The following is an 18,343-nucleotide window of genomic DNA, read 5'->3' as shown; positions in this document are numbered from 1 at the left end:
GACTTATTCAGTCACCCGTCTAGTGTGCTTTTTTCGCCATTGCTTCCACGGTAAAGAGAGCATGGCAAAAATAGTAACGGCGTAGAGCATAGACCAACCTAAACAAATGAATACTGCGGTGCACAATACAAGAGAAATTCCCGCGAGGACCTTTCCCCAGCCTTTTAGCAATTTGTAAGCAGCAAGCATTGCTAATAGATAGACCAGAACAAAAATACCATTCGCAAGTTTAAGGAAGAACTCCAAATCCAATCCGGATAGCGAGCCAATAACACAAGAAGCAAGCAATATAGCGCCGACGATTAACGTGGCATTTGCTGGCACACCTCGAACTGACACTCTCGCGATAGCGCTGGTTGGTTTGTGTTCTCTTGCTTGCGCCCACACCATTCGAGCTAGGCTTTGAGTGTAGAGGTTCACACTCGCAAAACATGCAGAGAAGCCGATAACGCTGATTAGCCACTTGGCATGATCACCAAATAGATGGGCACTTAGCCAAGGAATCGATGCACTGTCGAACTCTGCACTGCCGTAAGCACCAAATTTTAGTATCACAACAGAACATGCCCAATAGGTCGCGCCCGCGACAAAACAGCCAACGATAATCGCAATTGGGAAGTCTCGTTGTGGGTTCTTAAACTCTTCGCCCATATGAGCAAAAGCTTCTATTCCAACAAAACACCAGAACATCACGCCCAAAGCCGCTGCAATCGACCACGTTGAATCCATCGTAATGGCAGGCATGGTTAAATCGACAGAACCAACATCGCCTTTCCACAGAAATGCACCGACCAAAGCAAAAATACTCAGTGCGATAATGGTTTGTAAGCGACCTGATGATTTGGTGCCGAGCAAGTTGACCACCATTAACAGAGCGACCGTGAGAATTTGAGCGAAAAGGTGATTACTAATGGACTCTGGTAACAGTTGTTGTAAAAAGCCTGCAGCAAGTGCGACAGCGGCAGGCACACCAACAGGAATGACGCTAACAAACAACCACGCCACGCTGCTCTCTAGCTTACTGTTGAAGGCTTTGCGGACAAAAAACGCCGTGCCGCCAGCACTTGGGTAGCGTTTGCCTAGTTGAGCAAAGGTAAGGGCGATAGGGCAAATAGCGATGAATAAAATAATCCAAGCCCAAAGCGAGAAGTGACCTGCAATGCCAGCAGCAATCGCTGGGATCATAAATAGACCCGTGCCCATTAAGGTTGTTGAGAGCTGACCGATTCCGGATATCAGCGTAATGTCTTTTTTGAGTTGTTCCATAACGACCTCTGAACGTCTAGGTAATGCAAGCCATAAGCATATCTAAATTCTGCACAGCAAAATGATGTTGTCGACCGTCAAAATGACGGTTGTTTTGCCGATAAACCGCAAATTGTCGGTTTTCAATAAGTTGTAATTGAGTAGAATGACAAAATTAAGGAAAGCTTGGTGATGTTATGGACAAATTTGATCATCAGATCATAGACCTCTTACGGCAGAACGCCCGTCTCTCTATTACTGAAATCTCAGAGCAAGTTAACTTGTCACGTTCTGCTGTGACCGCACGAATCAAAAAGCTAGAAAAAGACCAAGTGATTCTTGGCTACCATGCCGATATTGCAACATCGAAAGAGTCGACGATTTGCGCGTATATGGCGCTGAAGTTTGATACATCAGCCTCTAGCCATCACTGTGATAACTACGCGAATGATCTGTACAAAATCGATGGCGTGAAATGGTGCCATGCGATCAGTGGTGAAACGGATATGATGTTATTCGTCGAAGTGCCAAATATCGCTCGCCTCAACGAGATTCGAGACTATATCCAAAGCTATCCAGAACTTCGTAACGTGATGACACATACCGTGTTAACGGAGTTTTTCAATACCACAGGGAGCAAGTTCGTAAAATGACCGAGAAAGACATCGTCCTCAATTTTTGGAAAGTCATGGCAAGCAATGACTTCTATGCGGCAGCAGAGCTCCTTTCGCCCGATTGTGAAATTGTTTGGCCGCTGACAAAAGAAGTGCTTCGTGGCAGAAGGAATTTTGCCCAATTGAATTCTGCTTACCCAGCAGAAGGTGAGTGGACTTTTACGATTGAGCGTATTGTAGGGGAAGGTGAACAGGTGGTCACTGATGTGATAGTTAGCGATGGGGTTCGCTCTGATCGCGCGATTACTTTCCACACTGTGCGAGATGGATTGATTTGCAAGCAAGTTGAATATTGGCCAGAAGAGTATCCAGCAGCAGATTGGCGCGCAAAGTGGGTTGAACGTGCTGAATAACATTAACTTGAATCTGCTGCGCTCTTTGCATGTATTGCTTGAAGAGTGCCATGTGAGCAGAACTGCAGAGCGTTTGCACATCACCCAATCGGCGGTAAGCCGTCAATTAGCGCAGTTACGTGAATTGTGCGGCGATCCTTTATTGGTTCGGCAGGGTAACCAACTTATTCCAACACCAAGAGCATTGCTTCTAAAAGAGAAGTTAGATGACTTATTAGCGGAATTCGATCACCTTCTCGATGACAAGCCTTTTGAACCTGAGGATTGGAAAGCGGAGTTAGTATTTGCATCGAGTGATTATGTCGCTCAATACGTCCTCCCTGACATTGCCTCTCACCTGAGTGGCTTTGCTCCTCAGTTAGATATGGCGTACCGACTATGGCAGCCAGACTTTCTAGATAAGCTGCATGAGACTGGTATTCATATCGCGTCTTCCATGTATCCAGAGAAGCCTCAGGGTGTATCTAGTGTGAAAATTGGTGAAGACTCATCAGTTTGTTTGATGAAAGCTTCTCATCCGTTAGCAGAGCACGACAGTATCAGTGTTGAAGATTTAATTTCTTACTCCCACATTAAAGTCACAGGTGGTGGGGACAAAGATTCGTACACCGACTTAGCATTAAGAGAACTAGGGCATACACGTCATATTACGTTCAAAGTGCCTTTCTTCTCTGCTGCCATCAATCGCTTAGTTTCTAGTGAACATCTGATGGTGGTTCCAGAGCATATTGCGGTCAATCTTGCGAAGCATTGGGATTTAGCCCATAAAGCACTGCCTCTCGAGACACCTATTCATCAGTATTGGTTAATGTGGCATCCAAAATACGATACCGATCCAGCGCATAAATGGGTGCGCGAAGAGATTCGTTCGGTCATGCAGATTTCAGAGTATTCCATCCGATAATAAATGCCTTATTAGGTTATGATTTAAAATCATGGTTAGTATGAAAAACTTTGATTTCTAATTATACCTGTTCCGTTGATAGATTAGCGTCAAAGAGGGGAGATTCTTATGACACTAACAGTTTGGTTATCACTTTTTACCGTGTGTTTATTGGGGGCAATGTCGCCAGGTCCGAGTTTAGCGATTGTAGCTAAGCACTCGTTAGCTGGTGGCCGCATGAATGGTTTGGCTACCGCATGGGCGCACGCGTTTGGTATTGGTATCTATGCGTTCATTACCTTGATAGGTTTGGCAGTGGTACTTCAACAAAGCCCATTGCTATTTAAGACTATCAGTTTGGCAGGTGCAGCTTACTTGGCGTATCTCGGTTTCAATGCATTGCGCTCAAAAGGTGGTGTGGCAGCGAAGCTCGAATCTGGTGAAGAGACGACGGTTTTACAATCGGCGCGAGAAGGCTTTCTTATTTCGATTCTAAGCCCGAAGATTGCTCTGTTCTTCATCGCATTGTTCAGCCAGTTTGTGGCGCTGGGTAACGATCTGAGCAACCAAATGATCATCGTCGCGACACCGTTTGTCGTCGATGGTTTGTGGTACACCTTCATCACATTGGTGCTGTCGAACTCTCGCGTTGTGGACCGTATTCGCTCAAAGGCAGTACTGATTGACCGACTATCTGGCATCGTTTTAATGCTATTAGCGGTGCGAGTGGTTGTGACGATTTGATCATCATCCAACTTGTCAAAAGCAGCCTAAATTGGCTGCTTTTTTTGTTTAATTAGTTTGATTTTTTTATGAATTATTCGCATTCATTTGACATGCTCTATAGTTAAAAAGATTATTATCAATAAATGTTACCTTGGTTCATAAATCAGGTATTATTGGTGAGATTCCCTACTCTGACAGTGAAGTCTCTAGCTAGAATCATCATTCAACTAGTGTATTTAACATAGTGACTAATTTGGTCGCATATAACACCTAGATAACTTGTTCGAACAAATGGATTTTCCTTACCCGCCGCACAAATGGGTTTAAACAAGATCTTGATTTAAGTGAGAGAAAAGTGAAAAAAACACTTGGCTTGATTCCTGCTGCGTTATTGACTGGCTTGCTTTTTTTAGCTTGGTTTTTTCTGACTGGAAAGAGTTCGATGGGTTTTCTAAGCCTATTCTTTTTTACCGTTAGCTGTGCGTTTTTAATTCGATCGTACATGTATAAAATTGATCCTGAATCCTCTTTGTATATCAGGAGCAAGATTGAAGATATTCGCGGTGAAGGAAAAGCTGCTTTTCTGTGTGGTGAGCCGAAAGTGGCGAACCCTTATACAGGTGCTGATGGTGAGCTTTGGGATGAAGGTTATGATTTAGCTAGTAAGCAAAACGCCCAAGAGAACAAACTCTAATTTTGCCATTGTTTTTTTCTACAGACAAAAAAACATCCTAACTCTTAACGAGATAGGATGTCAGCAAAGAAGGTTGCTCAGGAACATAGGGGGAGTGTGGAACCTTCAGAAGCGTTAGCGACGAACTTCTTCAAACTCGCCTTCAATCGCGTCGGATTTGCCCGTATTGAATTCATACTCTTCATGCATTTCTTGCTGCATTTGCTTCACGCGCTTTTCAATACGTTTACCAGTAATCAGGGCTGCGATGGTCAATGGAATCGCCATGATTAGGCTGAATACCAAAGTAAAAAAGCCAGTAATCAGTGCTAGTGCAGTAACGATAATTCGATTCATAATCATGACCTCTCTTTCAATCTATGGGTTCATATTACGAGTTTGAATATGAACGAAACATGAATATACCGTTCAATTTCGCATCGATTTGTCTGAGGAATGTCAAAGTGTCTTAAAAACGAAAAAACGCCTGAGGGTCATCAGGCGTATAAGCGGGGAAGTATATTAGTAATGCGCAAGGCGCTTATTATTTAAAACAAATGCTGGGGTGTTGCTCGTTACACATTGTGGTTAACGTTGTGGAGCAAGGTTCACCTTATTGAGGGAATGTTTGGTAACGAACGCCCATCATTTGTTCCATACAGTGCACAACTTGGCAGCTGTAACCGAATTCGTTGTCGTACCAGATGTACAGTACACAACGCTTGTCTTGAGCAATGGTCGCTTGGCCATCCACTACACCTGCGTGGCGAGAGCCAACTAGGTCGCTTGATACGATTTCTGTCGAATCTGTGTAATCGATCTGCGCAGAAAGCTCAGAGTTTAATGCCATTTCACGTAGGTATTCGTTTAGCGAATCACGGTCTACATCTTCACCTAAGTTTAGGTTCGCAACTGCCATTGATACGTTTGGAGTAGGTACACGAATTGCGTTGCCTGTAAGCTTACCTGCAAGTTCCGGCAGTGCTTTTGCTACCGCTTTCGCTGCGCCTGTTGATGTTAGAACCATGTTCAATGAAGCGCTGCGACCACGACGATCGCCTGAGTGGAAGTTGTCGATTAGGTTTTGATCGTTGGTGTAAGAGTGAACGGTCTCAATGTGGCCAGAAAGCACACCGTACTTATCGTTAAGTGCTTTTAGAACCGGAGTGATGGCGTTAGTCGTACAACTCGCGGCAGAGATGATTGTGTCATCTTCTTGAATCACAGATTCATTCACACCAAATACGACGTTCTTGATGTCGCCTTTACCTGGTGCAGTAAGCAGTACTTTCTCTGCTCCGTTACAAGCTACGTGTTGGCTAAGACCTTCGGCATCACGCCAAACACCTGTGTTATCAACAACAAGCGCATTGTTGATACCATAAACCGAATAGTCCACATCACTTGGGCTGTTAGCGTAAATGATTTGAATGTAGTTACCGTTCACGATCAGAGCTTTACGCTCTTCGTCAATCACGATACTACCGTTGAATTGTCCATGAACAGAGTCACGACGTAGCAAGCTAGCACGCTTTTCTAGGTCGCCTTTCTTACCGCCACGCACGACAATTGCACGCAGACGCAATGGGTAACCAGGACCGCTCTTTTCAATCAGTAGGCGAGTCAATAGGCGACCGATACGACCGAAACCATAAAGAACCACATCACGAGCAGCCAGAGATGAATCTGCATCGCGAGCACCATGTAAAGCGGTGTGTAAGAAGTCGTTAAGTGCAGTTGTGTCTTCGTGATCTTTCCAGTACACACCAGCAAGCTGACCAACATCTACTCGGCAAGATGAAATGCTCATCTCGCACAACGCTTGGATGATTGGCATGGTTTGTTCTAGAGAGAGAGGGCTTCCGGTGTAACGTCTTGCAATACGGTGAGTTTTGAGAATGTCTATGGTTGTTGCGTTGATAAGTGTTTTACCAAACAGAACCACTTCGATTCCTTTTTGACGATACAGCTTACCAATAAGAGGGGAGATAGATTCAGCAATCGTTTGGCTAGTTTGCCAGTCTTGGAGATATTTCTCTGGACTCATTGTTGTTTTGGACCTTTCACGTTTTGGGGGCTGACCTTACTTTCTGCTGTTACCTCAACGGTAGAGCGTGAAGTGAGGGTGTTTTGTAATTGGGTTGTAATAATTATGTGTGCGGATTGTACGGGTGGAGGTCTTATTCTGCTAGGAAAAATAAATCCAGTTTAAAGTGTGGTAAATCGTCATTTTAATGGTTGATTAATGTGACTAAGGCAGGGTTTGATGGGGATTGACTTTTTACAAATATGAAACTTAATTCGCGATGATAAAGGTTCGTTTCAAATGGATAGCTTGTAACAATGATAGGATGCATTTGGATTTTGTGATTCTTGTTATCTTTAACACGAAAACAGTAAACGTTTTAGGCGCTTTTTAGCGGTGGTTCGGGATTCACCAATGGTATGAGTCGATTTAACCAAATCTGTTTAAAAATGATGCTGCAAAATTTTGCAAGCAGTCACACTTTTTGTTCGGTTAACCTTGGTGCAACAAAGGGCTCTAAGTGTTGTTTTTGCCTATTTGAGCAGATAAGCGAAGCAAAAGCGCCAATAAAACCCTTCGCATAAGTTCATATTCAATCTATGAAAGTAGTCTAGTATTAATTCGAGGGCCTTTTCTTAACTCGGGCGAACGGATGATAAAACTTTCTATAAAATTACGTTTAGCTCTACTCGCACTGTTACCTGCGGTGGTTATTTCTGTGTTCGCCGTTCACCAATTCTCTGTTAACTCCCAACGAGTCGCCAGACTTAACCAAACCGTCAGTAATATCCAAGGCTTAAAGCTGATTTCAGAAGCCTCTCACTTTGTATACGAGATGGAGAAAGAGCGTCACCAATATGGAGAAGAACAGCCTCTTCCAATTGAAGTCAAAGTTCAACGAGATAAAGCGCTCGCTATTTATGACAAGTTTATGAAAAACAGCCACACCTTGGAGTATTCCGAAGATTTAAAGCAAGCCATGTTAGATGTGATCTCTGGTGACATAAGGGGCAGTGTGGATGCAGGAGATTGGTCATTTCGTCTCTTACAGGAAATGTCTGAAGCATTGGTTCAGCATTACCACCTATTCGACAGTGACGAAGCGCATTGGATGCAAGACTTCATTGCGTATCTCGCACAGCTTTCTTATTGGACGCAAAAAGAGGCCTGGTTAACCTATCGCTTGGTGTTGGAGCCAGAAAGCAAGCCGAATCAAGGGATGTTTTTCCAAGCAATTGAGCGACAACAGCAAAGTTTGGAAGGGTTCTTAAAGCTAGGGGCTTCAAATGAGCAAGTTGATAAACTATTGAGCTTGTACACATCGCCGCGCTATCTCTCTAGCATTGAAGCTCGTGGACGTTTGATGGCTGGAGAGTTGTCGCAATCGGACTATGTGACTTATCTGAGAGACCTTGATCACCGCGTACAGCGTTTACAAGTGATGACGGAAGGGTTCACGCAACAAGTTGAAAGCGCGTTATTAGTCCAAGTCAGCTCTCAAAAACAAAGTATCACGCTGATGACATCAGGAGTCATGGTCATCATCGTGTTGTTGTGTTGGTTGGGGTTTGGTACTTGGTATCGAGTGCACAGCAAACTGGACGCCATCATTCACTCTCTCAACACCCTCATTCATGAACATGTGAAAGGAGAGAAGGTTGCCGTTGACGGTAACGATGAATTCACCATTTTCGCGCAGCAAGTCAATCGCATGATGGAAGAGCAAAACCGACAAACAGAAGAGATTCTGAAAACCAAAGAGTCGGCCATCTCTGCAAACCGTGCAAAATCGGTCTTTCTTGCCAGCATGTCCCATGAAATACGAACTCCGCTGAATGGCATTATCGGAATGACGGAGATACTGTCCCAAAGTGATCTTTCCGATCATCAGAAAGAAGTCTTAACCGATATTGATACTTCGTCTCATACCTTGTTGACTCTACTAAACGACATTCTTGATTTATCGAAAATTGAATCCGGACACTTGCAACTTTCTTTAATCGAGACGGACATTCGCGAGGTCGTCTATCAGTCGATGATTTTATTTCAATCCAAGGCTACGTCTAAGCAATTGGAATTAAACATCAACCTGGATGAACGTATTCCTCCGCGCATTATGGTCGACGATCACCGAATCAAACAGATCATCATGAACTTAGTTTCGAATGCGGTGAAGTTCACCCATGAAGGGCACATTTCAGTCGATGTTGATTATCAAGAGTCGACGACGCAAAAGAGCGTTTTCCTAACTTTCAGAGTGACAGACACTGGAGTGGGTATTGAGCGAGACAAACTGAATACCATCTTCGAACCTTTTACTCAGGAAGATGAAGGCATCTCGCGCCAGTTTGGTGGCACTGGATTAGGTTTAGCGATTTGTCGTCAATTGGTAGCCATGATGGGGGGCAAACTCACCGCGACGTCATCGAAAGGTATTGGAACCAGTTTCGAATTCTCAATCGAAGTGGAAGTGCTTCCAATTGTTGGCTGGCGTTCAGAAATAATCCGAACCGGTATACTCATCGCAGACCAGTACCCTCACACAGACCAAATCGTTAAAGAATGCCGCTTGGCAGGAATACAACTCTCAGAGGTTAAGCACATTGATGATTTGACCTCCTCCGCAAGAGAATCTGAAGTCATTTTTTACTGTCATGATGGCAAAAGTAAGCTGGATTCGGCCATCGACGAGCTAGAGAATTATGTCGACGCGAGCCGAATCATTGTTTGCCAACATCACCTCACCACCACCTATACCAACTCTGAACGAATTCATGCGGTGCTGACTCAACCATTTCTTGGTAATCGCTTTAGGCATGCCATTGATGAGCTTGCTCAAGTTGAGCAGAATGCTAAAAGTTACCATGTCACGCAATCAGCTGTAATTCACAATATTAATCAGTCACGCACGCATCGTCGCATTTTGATTGCCGAAGACAATTTGATGAACCAAAAGATAGCCAGTTTCTTTCTAGATAAAGCAGGGTACGATTATCTCATCGCGAGCAATGGGCAGGAAGCTCTGGAGGCAATCACCACAGGCGAGCAGTTTGATGCCATTTTGATGGACTGCATGATGCCGGTAATGGATGGGTTAACTGCGACAAAAGAGATTCGTCGTTGGGAGAAAGAAGTCGGGAGCGACAAAATCACAATCATTGCTCTTACAGCTAGCGTGCTAGAAGAAGATATCCAAAACTGTTTTGCTGCAGGGATGGACGCATACTTACCGAAACCTTACAAATCGAATCAACTATTTGAGTTGTTTAATGAACTAAAGCTTGCTTAAATCGCACTTGAAAGCCGGACTCTTTACGGCTTTTAGAACGATAAAGAAAAGGAAGTAACATGTTCAAACTTGCTGTAATCGGGACAAACTGGATCTCTCAACAATTTGTTGAAGCAGCGATTCAGACCAAAGAATTTTGCCTTCAAGCCGTTTACTCACGCGATGTAGAAAAAGCGCGCGAATTTGGCTCACCTTACAACGCAGAAGCATACTACGACAGCCTAGAGGCGCTGGGTGCCGATGAGAGTATTGATGCAGTGTACATTGCAAGCCCTAACTCATTTCACGCGCCTCAAGCAATGCAAATGCTTAAAGCCGGTAAGCATGTGATTTGTGAAAAGCCAATGGCGTCTAATTACTCTCTTGCTCAAGCGATGTTCAAAACGGCTGAAGAGAATAACGTCGTATTGTTTGAAGCTTTCATGTCGCCATACACACCAAACTTCCAAGTGCTAAAAGATAGCCTTCCGACGATTGCTCCTCTTCGTCATGCCACCATTAGCTACTGTCAGTATTCTTCTCGTTACCAGAAATACCTGAACGGTGAGAACCCAAATACCTTCAATCCAGAGTTTTCCAACGGCTCTATCATGGACATTGGTTACTACTGTGTTGGTTCTGCTGTTGAGTTGTTTGGAGAGCCTAACAGCGTGCAAGCAAGTGCTCATGTTCTGCCTTCCGGCGTTGATGGTTGTGGCAGCGTGACGCTCGCTTACGATGGCTTTAATGTGAACCTATTGCACTCGAAGGTGAGTGATTCACTTATCCCAAGCGAATTCCAAGGTGAACAGGGCAGTGTGCTGGTGGATATGATTGCCACAGGTCGTGGTGTAGAACGCATTCTACGTGGCGAAGACAAAGAGGTTCTCACGCTACCTCAAGAAGAGAACCACATGTTCTATGAAGCGCAGGCGTTTGCTAAGCAACTGAAACTTGGCTCGATTGATCCTCAAATGAAGCAGCGCTCATTGACGGTCGCGAAAGTGCTAACTGAAGTGAGAAGACAAACTGGAGTTGTGTTCCCTGCCGATAAAATCGCATTGGGTTAATTTACTCAACTTCCTAATCAAACATTAAAAAGCCCTCGTTATGAGGGCTTTGTTTTGTGCGATATTCTTAAATTGTTATTTAAGCGGATGCAAGTTTATGAATGGTTTTTCGGTACGTAATATAAGCGGCAATACCAGCCATTATGTTACCGAGACAAGCTCCGATAAGCAGGCCTTTGATTCCGCTCATTTGTGCACCGACCCACAGGCAAGGAAGGAAAAACAAGAACAGACGCAATGCTGAAATTGTTAACGCGGTGTATGACTTGCCTAAAGCGTTACAGATAGAAACCATCAGCATACACACGCCCAAAGAGCCCAAACTAATTGGCACAATCATCAGGTGCATTTCAAGTACGTTGGTCACTTCTGCATCGCTAGTCATCAGCAGCGCAAGTGGATCTGCGGCGATAAATGTAATCACCGCAATCAATAGCTGGAAACCTAGAATGAATTTCACCGCGATAGAAATCAGCGACTGGATATCAGTGTAGTTTTTTGCGCCCAACAAACGACCAACCATCGGTGGCATAGACATGGTTAATGCCAATACCGAAACGATAGCGAAGAACTCGTAGCGAGACCCCAATGCCCAAGAAGCGACAGCGGCAGTACCAAAACCTGCAAGTAGCTTGGTTGCTAACATAGAAGAGAGCGGTGGTAGAAGCTGGCTGATCATCGCTGGGCCCATGATATTACCAATGGAAGTGATGCTCTTAACCACATTCAAATCTTGCCACTGGAAGGTTGCCCAATGGTTTTTTTGAACACGAGGAGCGACGACCAATATACCGAAACCAAAGGCGATGATGGTGGCAATTGCCGCACCGTTAATCCCCAAATCAAACGTGAAGATAAACAACGGATCGAGCACTAAGTTCACCCCACTGGTGACCATCATCATGGTGCCAGGTAGCATGGTGTTGCCATTGGCGCGGCAGATACTGTAGTAGAAATACAGCACCGCACCTACCCAAGAGCTCAATAGCCACCAAGGCCAGTAACTGTCGATGATTGGCATCACGGTATCAGGTGCGCTCAATAGTGAGAGAATAGGGTAGCGTAATAGCCAGATAAGCAAGCCAAATACAGCCACGCCTACAGAGCCAATCATCAGGACGAGACCGCCTAGTTGTTTTGCATAGCGAGTGTCATTTGCGCCTAGCGCTTTTGAAATAACAGCGGTGGTAGCAATGCCGAGGCCAACTTGAATGCCAATAACCACCATTTGCAAAGGCAGAGTAAAGCCTTGAGCCGCGAGCGGCAAAATGCCCAGTTGACCGATGAAGGCACTGTCAACAAGTTGAAAGCTCATCAATGACAACACACCAAAGAGCATTGGCCATGTCATAGTAAACAGTTGTTTTGCTAACGTCGGTTGTGCGTTAGAAGAAGTAGAAGGCATAGGAACGTTGAGTGTGTTTAGAACAGAAATTGATTTTATTGTACACAGTGTACAACAAAGAGACAAAAAGAAACCCCGAGCAAGTTATCCCTGCTCGGGGTTGAATTCTGAAACTAATTCGACTTATTTTTTGCCGCTAGTTTGCTTGTCTTCTTCAGTCAGTTCGCGGATACGACGGCTGATGTCACGACGTGCTTTAGAGATTTCTGCACTCTTGATGATGTGATCGTCAACGCGGTCTTCGTAATCTGCTTTCATGTTTTTGATGATTGCTAGGATTTCATCGTGAGTCATTTCTGGCTTGATGTAGTCTAGTAGGTTTTCTAGTAGATCTACACGTTTACGGTTGTCACGAACTTTTTTCTCGTTATCAAGCAGCTCACGTTTTAGTTTGTTTTTACGACGAGCTTGGTTCACGATTTCAAATACGCTACTCATGGTTCCCTTTCCTAATTTGTGAATATCTGACTCGATTAAAGCACAACATCTCGTGGCATAACAGTCTTTAGATCAAACGTCATGCTGGGTTGAGCATTTATCCATCAATTCTGATGAGCTATTAACAATCGAGTGTTAAAAGCGTGAATGTTGCTCACTTGAACGCAGGGACTCGTTGTCATGGTGATGCCTTCGCTATATTATCAGCGTCATTCAATACAAAAATATGAAGCTCGAAATGAACTCTGGGACTATTGCGGAGCAAGTTGAAAGCCAAGATGTCGAAACCCAAAACGACTCTCTGGCGGCCAAGCTCAAAGCATCCTATGTTGCGGCGAGAACGCAACTTGAAATCACTGAAGTTGAACTCAATCGTTCGAAGATAATGATGATTGATGAGAATGGAAAAATGACCAAGGTGTCGATTCTCTCAGAGCATTAAGACCTAACCCGATTCGCAAAGGGTGTCAGGTCCATGCGCTATGCTTTAGCCTGATACCCAAATTCAAATGCAACAATAATAAGGAAATGCATTATGAAAGTTGAGCTAACGGCAATTGAAGCACGAGTAATTGGCTGCTTAATCGAAAAAGAAGTGACCACCCCCGACCAATACCCTCTAAGCCTTAACGCGCTGACTAACGCATGTAACCAAAAAAGTAACCGCGAACCAGTAATGTCGTTATCCGAAGCCGATGTTCTGGATGCGGTTGATGCGCTAATTGAACGCCGTCTAGTCAGCGACGAAAGTGGTTTTAATAGCCGCGTGAGCAAATACCAACACCGATTCTGCAATACTGAGTTTGGCGATCTAAAACTGACGGAACAAGAAAAGGGCATCGTATGCTGCATGTTGCTTCGTGGTGCGCAAACTCCTGGTGAAATCCGCACTCGTACTAACCGTCTGGCTACTTTCAATGATGTAAAAGAAGTCGAAAACGTACTTGAGCATCTAGCAAGTGATGAGAAAGGCCCACTTGTGGTTAAGCTTCCTCGTGAAGCTGGCAAACGTGAATCACGCTACATGCACCTATTCTGTGGTGAAGTGGATGTGAGTGAGTTGGCAGTAGCAAGCGCAGCCCCTTCTTCTGCGGGTTCTGAACGTATTGCTCAATTAGAACAAGAAGTCGCGGAACTTCGTGAAGAGCTTGCAGCGCTAAAAGAGCAGGTTGAATCTCTACTTTCATGAGTGAGACTGCCGAGCAGAATTGGAGCGTTTACCTGATTCGTAATAACCGCAATGCGCTGTATTGCGGTGTGACGAATAACGTTGAGCGACGCTTCAAGCAGCACGAGAGTGGGAAAGGCGCGAAAGCCTTAAAAGGCAAAGGGCCGCTAACGTTAGAGTGGTCCTGTTCTTTTGAGAACAAAAGCATGGCAATGAAAGCCGAATACTTCATCAAGCAGCTAACCAAGACGAAGAAAGAGCTGTTGGTGCAAAAAAGCGCGGATATTCAGGTAGGTGAAGACCAATTACTTGCATTTCAAACGCGTAAACAACAACGCTAAGAAATCATCCAGTTGCTTGATAGGCTTTTGAGTTAAATCTAGCAAGTGCAACCCTCAATCGGTCAAAAAGTGCAAAATTGTGCAGCTAGTTCAACGTTTGTCCTCTAAATTAATACCTAATGATGTCAAAAAATAAACCGCCTTCAAATGGCGGTTTATTTTTGGCGCTTGTGGGTATCATTTCGGGCGCTTGTACCACATAATACGTTGATGTCCGTTCGGCTTTATATCAAAAATATTTATATAGAAACGGACAATTTATGGAAGATGAAATTAATAGGGTAAAGGATGACTCGGCTAGGTAATAAAATAGAGCAGCTCCATGCTCCATAAAAAACTAAATGAGCAACAAATGAATAAAGCGTTACTATTTTCCTTAATTTCTATGGTGAGTTTTTCTCCAGTTACCCACGCCACTCAAGTGTTGAATGGGTACTGGGCATATCAAGAATTCTTAGATGAATTTCCTGAGCAGAGAAAACTGACCAATGCGTTGGCGGAAGCCGTTCGAGAGCGTCCTGTTCCGCTTTCTAAAGCCAAAAAGCGTCCACTCAAAATATCGGTTGTTTATCCAGGGCAACAAGTGTCCGATTACTGGGTAAGAAACATCGCTGCATTTGAAAAACGATTAGACAAGTTGAATATCAACTATCAAATCAACCAAGTATTTACACGACCAAATGCCGATATTAAGCAACAGAGCTTGTCATTAATGGAGGCGCTTAAGAGCAAATCCGATTATTTGATTTTCACGCTTGATACGACAAGACACCGTAAATTTGTTGAGCACGTATTAGATTCCACCAACACCAAATTAATCTTACAAAATATCACCACACCAGTGCGTGAATGGGATAAGCATCAGCCATTTTTATATGTTGGGTTTGACCACGCAGAAGGCAGTCGTGAACTCGCAACAGAATTCGGAAAGTACTTCCCAAAACACACATATTACAGTGTGCTTTACTTTTCTGAAGGGTACATTAGCGACGTAAGAGGTGACACTTTCATTCACCAAGTTAACCGAGACAATAACTTTGAGCTACAATCAGCGTACTACACGAAAGCAACCAAGCAATCCGGCTATGAGGCCGCGAAGGCAAGTTTAGCGAAACACCCAGACGTTGATTTTATTTATGCGTGTTCGACCGATGTGGCCCTAGGCGCTGTTGATGCATTGGCTGAGTTGGGTCGTGACGACATTATGGTTAATGGATGGGGTGGAGGCTCTGCTGAACTAGACGCTATTCAAAAAGGCGATTTAGACATTACCGTCATGCGTATGAATGACGATACTGGCATCGCCATGGCAGAAGCCATTAAGTGGGACTTGGAAGGAAAGCCAGTGCCAACCGTATACTCCGGTGACTTTGAAATTGTCACAAAGGCGGATTCACCGGAACGAATCGAAGCGCTTAAAAAGCGTGCATTTAGATATTCAGATAATTGATGACGACAACGCGATCAAACATAAAAAAGCGTCGCTCTCTGGCGACGCTCATTACAAAGATCATCATCCTTGTTCTTGCTCCGATCATTCTAGGGATTTTCATTCAGAGCTACTACTTCTCCAAGCAGATAATCTGGCAAGAAGTAGACAGGACGAAGCAACAAACCTCTGCACTGATCCACAATATATTTGATAGCCACTTTGCGGCGATTCAAATACATCATGACAGCAATTCCAAAAGTGAAGTGATTCGTGACTTTTACACCAGTCGAAATACGGATGCGCTCAACTTCTTCTTTCTCAGCATCGACCAGAGTGACCCGTCACACACACCAGAATTTCGCTTTCTGACCGATCACAAAGGCATTATTTGGGACGATGGCAATGCACACTTCTACGGTGTGAATGACCTGATTCTGGATAGTCTTGCTAATCGAGTAACCTTTAGCAACAACTGGTACTACGTGAATGTGATGACCTCTATTGGGTCAAGGCACATGCTGATTCGTCGAGTTCCTGTATTAGATCCGCCAACAGGTGAGGTGCTTGGCTTTTCGTTCAATGCCGTTGTGTTGGACAACAACTTTGCCTTGATGGAAAAACTCAAGAGTGAGAGTAACGTTGATAACGTCGTCTTGATTGCCAATAACGTGCCTCTAGCGAACTCTTTGATTGGCGATGAGCCTTATGATGTGGTGGATGTACTGCACCGTAAAGCTTCAGACAGAAGGCTCGATAAACTGCTGGTGATTGAAACGCCAATTGAAGTGAATGCGGTGACGACCGAGCTTTGCCTGTTGACGGTACAAGACAACCAGAGCGTTGTGACGCTACAAATCCAACACATTTTGGCCATGCTGGCTTCTATCATTGGTATGATCATGATTGCGCTCATGACCAAAGAGTGGATTGAAAGCAAAGTGGCAGCTCAGTTGGAATCTTTGATGTCCTATACCCGCTCTGCGCGAGAGGAGAAGGGGTTTGAACGATTTGGTGGCTCGGATATCGAAGAGTTTGATCACATAGGCTCAACCCTAGAAAGTACCTTTGAAGAGCTAGAAGCACAGAAAAAGTCGTTCCGAGACCTGTTTAATTTTGCGCTATCTCCAATCATGGTTTGGTCTGAAGAAAGCATCTTGATTCAAATGAACCCTGCAGCGCGCAAAGAGTTAGTGATTGAAGACGACCATGAAACGATGCATCCGGTATTCCAGGGCTTTAAAGACAAGCTGACACCACACCTCAAAATGGCCGCCCAAGGCGCGACATTGACGGGCGTTAATGTGCCTATCGGTAACAAGATCTACCGCTGGAACTTGTCACCCATTCGGGTTGATGGCGATATCAGTGGCATCATCGTTCAAGGCCAAGACATTACAACGCTTATCGAAGCTGAGAAGCAGAGTAATATTGCTCGTCGAGAAGCGGAGAAATCAGCGCAAGCACGAGCCGATTTCCTTGCCAAGATGAGCCATGAAATCCGCACGCCGATCAACGGCATTCTTGGTGTTGCTCAGTTGCTTAAAGATTCGGTAGAAACGGAAGAGCAGAAGAATCAAATCGACGTACTTTGTCACAGTGGCGAACATCTGTTGGCGGTCTTGAACGACATTCTTGATTTCTCGAAGATAGAGCAGGGGAAATTCAATATTCAGAAACACCCATTCTCGTTCACCGATACGATGCGCACGTTGGAAAACATCTACCGCCCAATCTGTTCGAACAAAGGGGTCGAGTTGGTTATCGAGAACAAACTTGATCCGAATGTCGAGATCTTCACTGACCAAGTTCGTCTCAACCAGATTTTGTTTAATTTGGTAAGCAACGCCGTTAAGTTCACCCCTTCTGGCTCGATTCGCTTGAATGCCGAACTGGAGCAATTTTACGGCGCAGATAACAGCGTTTTAGTGGTGGAAATCACCGACACGGGTATCGGTATTGAATCCGACAAACTAGATCAAATGTTTGAACCTTTTGTGCAGGAAGAGGCAACGACCACACGTGAGTACGGCGGAAGCGGCCTAGGTTTGACCATTGTGAAGAACCTTGTCGATATGCTAGAAGGTGACGTTCAAGTTCGCAGTAGCAAAGGGGTGGGGACCACGTTTGTTGTGACGCTCCCAGTGAAGGATCGTGAACGCGTATTGAGGCCTTTAGAGGTCAGTCAACGTGTTAAGCCAGAACTCTTGTTTGATGAGAGTTTGAAAGTACTTCTAGTGGAAGACAACCACACCAATGCGTTTATTCTTCAGGCTTTCTGTAAGAAGTACAAGATGCAGGTGGATTGGGCGAAAGATGGGTTGGAAGCGATGGAGTTTCTTGCTGATAACACCTATGACCTCATTTTGATGGATAACCAGTTGCCGCACCTTGGTGGTATCGAGACAACACATGAGATTCGTCAGAACTTACGTTTAGGTACGCCAATCTATGCGTGTACAGCGGATACCGCGAAGGAAACCAGCGATGCGTTTATGGCAGCAGGCGCGAACTACGTCTTACTTAAGCCGATAAAAGAAAACGCATTGCATGAGGCGTTTGTCGATTTTAAGCAGCGATTCTTGCTTGAAAGAACATAATGAAAAAGAGAAAGGGAGCGAAATGCTCCCTTTTTTGTATCTGA

17 protein-coding genes are annotated in these 18,343 nt (G+C 44.5%); 12 read left to right on the top strand and 5 right to left on the bottom strand.

From position 1 onward, the window contains the following. Nucleotides 1-3 precede the first annotated feature (3 nt). Nucleotides 4-1,266, bottom strand: coding sequence for an L-methionine/branched-chain amino acid transporter (gene yjeH, locus VCHENC03_RS21145; protein ID WP_009704778.1), 1,263 nt, complete (start codon nt 1,264-1,266; stop codon nt 4-6). A gap of 176 nt (nt 1,267-1,442) precedes the next feature. On the opposite strand from yjeH, the gene VCHENC03_RS21150 reads away from it, so the two are divergent. The 5 genes from VCHENC03_RS21150 (at nt 1,443) to VCHENC03_RS27960 (ending at nt 4,575) form a co-directional block, all read left to right on the top strand. Then, on the top strand, nt 1,443-1,898 hold the full coding sequence (locus VCHENC03_RS21150; protein WP_005442432.1) for an Lrp/AsnC family transcriptional regulator: 456 nt from the start codon (nt 1,443-1,445) through the stop codon (nt 1,896-1,898). Continuing rightward, entirely contained in the window at nt 1,895-2,272 is a 378-nt protein-coding gene (locus VCHENC03_RS21155) for a nuclear transport factor 2 family protein (RefSeq protein ID WP_009704777.1), read from the top strand. Before VCHENC03_RS21150 ends, VCHENC03_RS21155 begins: the two co-directional genes overlap by 4 nt. After that, nucleotides 2,262-3,176 (top strand): LysR family transcriptional regulator, encoded by a 915-nt coding sequence (locus tag VCHENC03_RS21160; protein ID WP_009704776.1) that lies wholly within the window; start codon nt 2,262-2,264, stop codon nt 3,174-3,176. The genes VCHENC03_RS21155 and VCHENC03_RS21160 overlap by 11 nt, the downstream gene beginning before the upstream one ends. 108 nt (nt 3,177-3,284) lie before the next feature. Beyond that, on the top strand, nt 3,285-3,899 hold the full coding sequence (locus VCHENC03_RS21165) for a LysE family translocator (protein ID WP_009704775.1): 615 nt from the start codon (nt 3,285-3,287) through the stop codon (nt 3,897-3,899). A gap of 337 nt (nt 3,900-4,236) precedes the next feature. Further along, nucleotides 4,237-4,575 (top strand): hypothetical protein, encoded by a 339-nt coding sequence (locus VCHENC03_RS27960; protein WP_232310314.1) that lies wholly within the window; start codon nt 4,237-4,239, stop codon nt 4,573-4,575. A gap of 114 nt (nt 4,576-4,689) precedes the next feature. Here VCHENC03_RS27960 and VCHENC03_RS21175 read toward each other — a convergent pair whose 3' ends face one another. Then, on the bottom strand, nt 4,690-4,911 hold the full coding sequence (locus tag VCHENC03_RS21175; RefSeq protein WP_005442428.1) for a hypothetical protein: 222 nt from the start codon (nt 4,909-4,911) through the stop codon (nt 4,690-4,692). A 256-nt stretch (nt 4,912-5,167) separates the two neighbouring features. After that, entirely contained in the window at nt 5,168-6,601 is a 1,434-nt protein-coding gene (locus VCHENC03_RS21180) for a glyceraldehyde-3-phosphate dehydrogenase (RefSeq protein WP_009704773.1), read from the bottom strand. 631 nt (nt 6,602-7,232) lie between these two features. Here VCHENC03_RS21180 and VCHENC03_RS21185 point away from each other — a divergent pair. Further along, nucleotides 7,233-9,869 (top strand): hybrid sensor histidine kinase/response regulator, encoded by a 2,637-nt coding sequence (locus tag VCHENC03_RS21185; RefSeq protein WP_032802108.1) that lies wholly within the window; start codon nt 7,233-7,235, stop codon nt 9,867-9,869. A gap of 59 nt (nt 9,870-9,928) precedes the next feature. Next, nucleotides 9,929-10,918: a Gfo/Idh/MocA family protein gene (locus tag VCHENC03_RS21190; protein ID WP_009704771.1), complete on the top strand. Its 990-nt coding sequence runs from the start codon at nt 9,929-9,931 to the stop codon at nt 10,916-10,918. A gap of 79 nt (nt 10,919-10,997) precedes the next feature. On the opposite strand, the gene VCHENC03_RS21195 is transcribed toward VCHENC03_RS21190, so the two are convergent. Together VCHENC03_RS21195 and VCHENC03_RS21200 are read right to left on the bottom strand one after the other, a co-directional pair. Beyond that, nucleotides 10,998-12,323 (bottom strand): MATE family efflux transporter, encoded by a 1,326-nt coding sequence (locus VCHENC03_RS21195; protein ID WP_009704770.1) that lies wholly within the window; start codon nt 12,321-12,323, stop codon nt 10,998-11,000. Between the two features lie 123 nt (nt 12,324-12,446). Beyond that, nucleotides 12,447-12,761: a DUF496 family protein gene (locus VCHENC03_RS21200; protein WP_005442423.1), complete on the bottom strand. Its 315-nt coding sequence runs from the start codon at nt 12,759-12,761 to the stop codon at nt 12,447-12,449. Between the two features lie 238 nt (nt 12,762-12,999). Between VCHENC03_RS21200 and VCHENC03_RS21205 the strand changes: the two genes are divergently transcribed. The 5 genes from VCHENC03_RS21205 (at nt 13,000) to luxQ (ending at nt 18,299) form a co-directional block, all read left to right on the top strand. Then, on the top strand, nt 13,000-13,203 hold the full coding sequence (locus VCHENC03_RS21205; RefSeq protein WP_009704769.1) for a hypothetical protein: 204 nt from the start codon (nt 13,000-13,002) through the stop codon (nt 13,201-13,203). 93 nt (nt 13,204-13,296) lie between these two features. Then, a complete protein-coding gene (locus tag VCHENC03_RS21210; RefSeq protein WP_009704768.1) occupies nt 13,297-13,950 on the top strand; it encodes a YceH family protein in 654 nt (217 codons plus the stop codon). After that, on the top strand, nt 13,947-14,270 hold the full coding sequence (locus tag VCHENC03_RS21215) for a GIY-YIG nuclease family protein (RefSeq protein ID WP_009704767.1): 324 nt from the start codon (nt 13,947-13,949) through the stop codon (nt 14,268-14,270). Before VCHENC03_RS21210 ends, VCHENC03_RS21215 begins: the two co-directional genes overlap by 4 nt. A 352-nt stretch (nt 14,271-14,622) precedes the next feature. Continuing rightward, nucleotides 14,623-15,720 (top strand): autoinducer 2-binding periplasmic protein LuxP, encoded by a 1,098-nt coding sequence (locus VCHENC03_RS21220; RefSeq protein WP_009704766.1) that lies wholly within the window; start codon nt 14,623-14,625, stop codon nt 15,718-15,720. After that, nucleotides 15,720-18,299, top strand: coding sequence for a quorum-sensing autoinducer 2 sensor kinase/phosphatase LuxQ (luxQ, locus tag VCHENC03_RS21225; RefSeq protein WP_009704765.1), 2,580 nt, complete (start codon nt 15,720-15,722; stop codon nt 18,297-18,299). Before VCHENC03_RS21220 ends, luxQ begins: the two co-directional genes overlap by 1 nt. Nucleotides 18,300-18,343: the final 44 nt, after the last annotated feature.

This window comes from Vibrio sp. HENC-03, from assembly GCF_000305755.2.
Taxonomy (GTDB): Bacteria; Pseudomonadota; Gammaproteobacteria; order Enterobacterales; family Vibrionaceae; genus Vibrio; species Vibrio owensii.
This window is presented reverse-complemented; position numbering and strand designations above follow the sequence as displayed.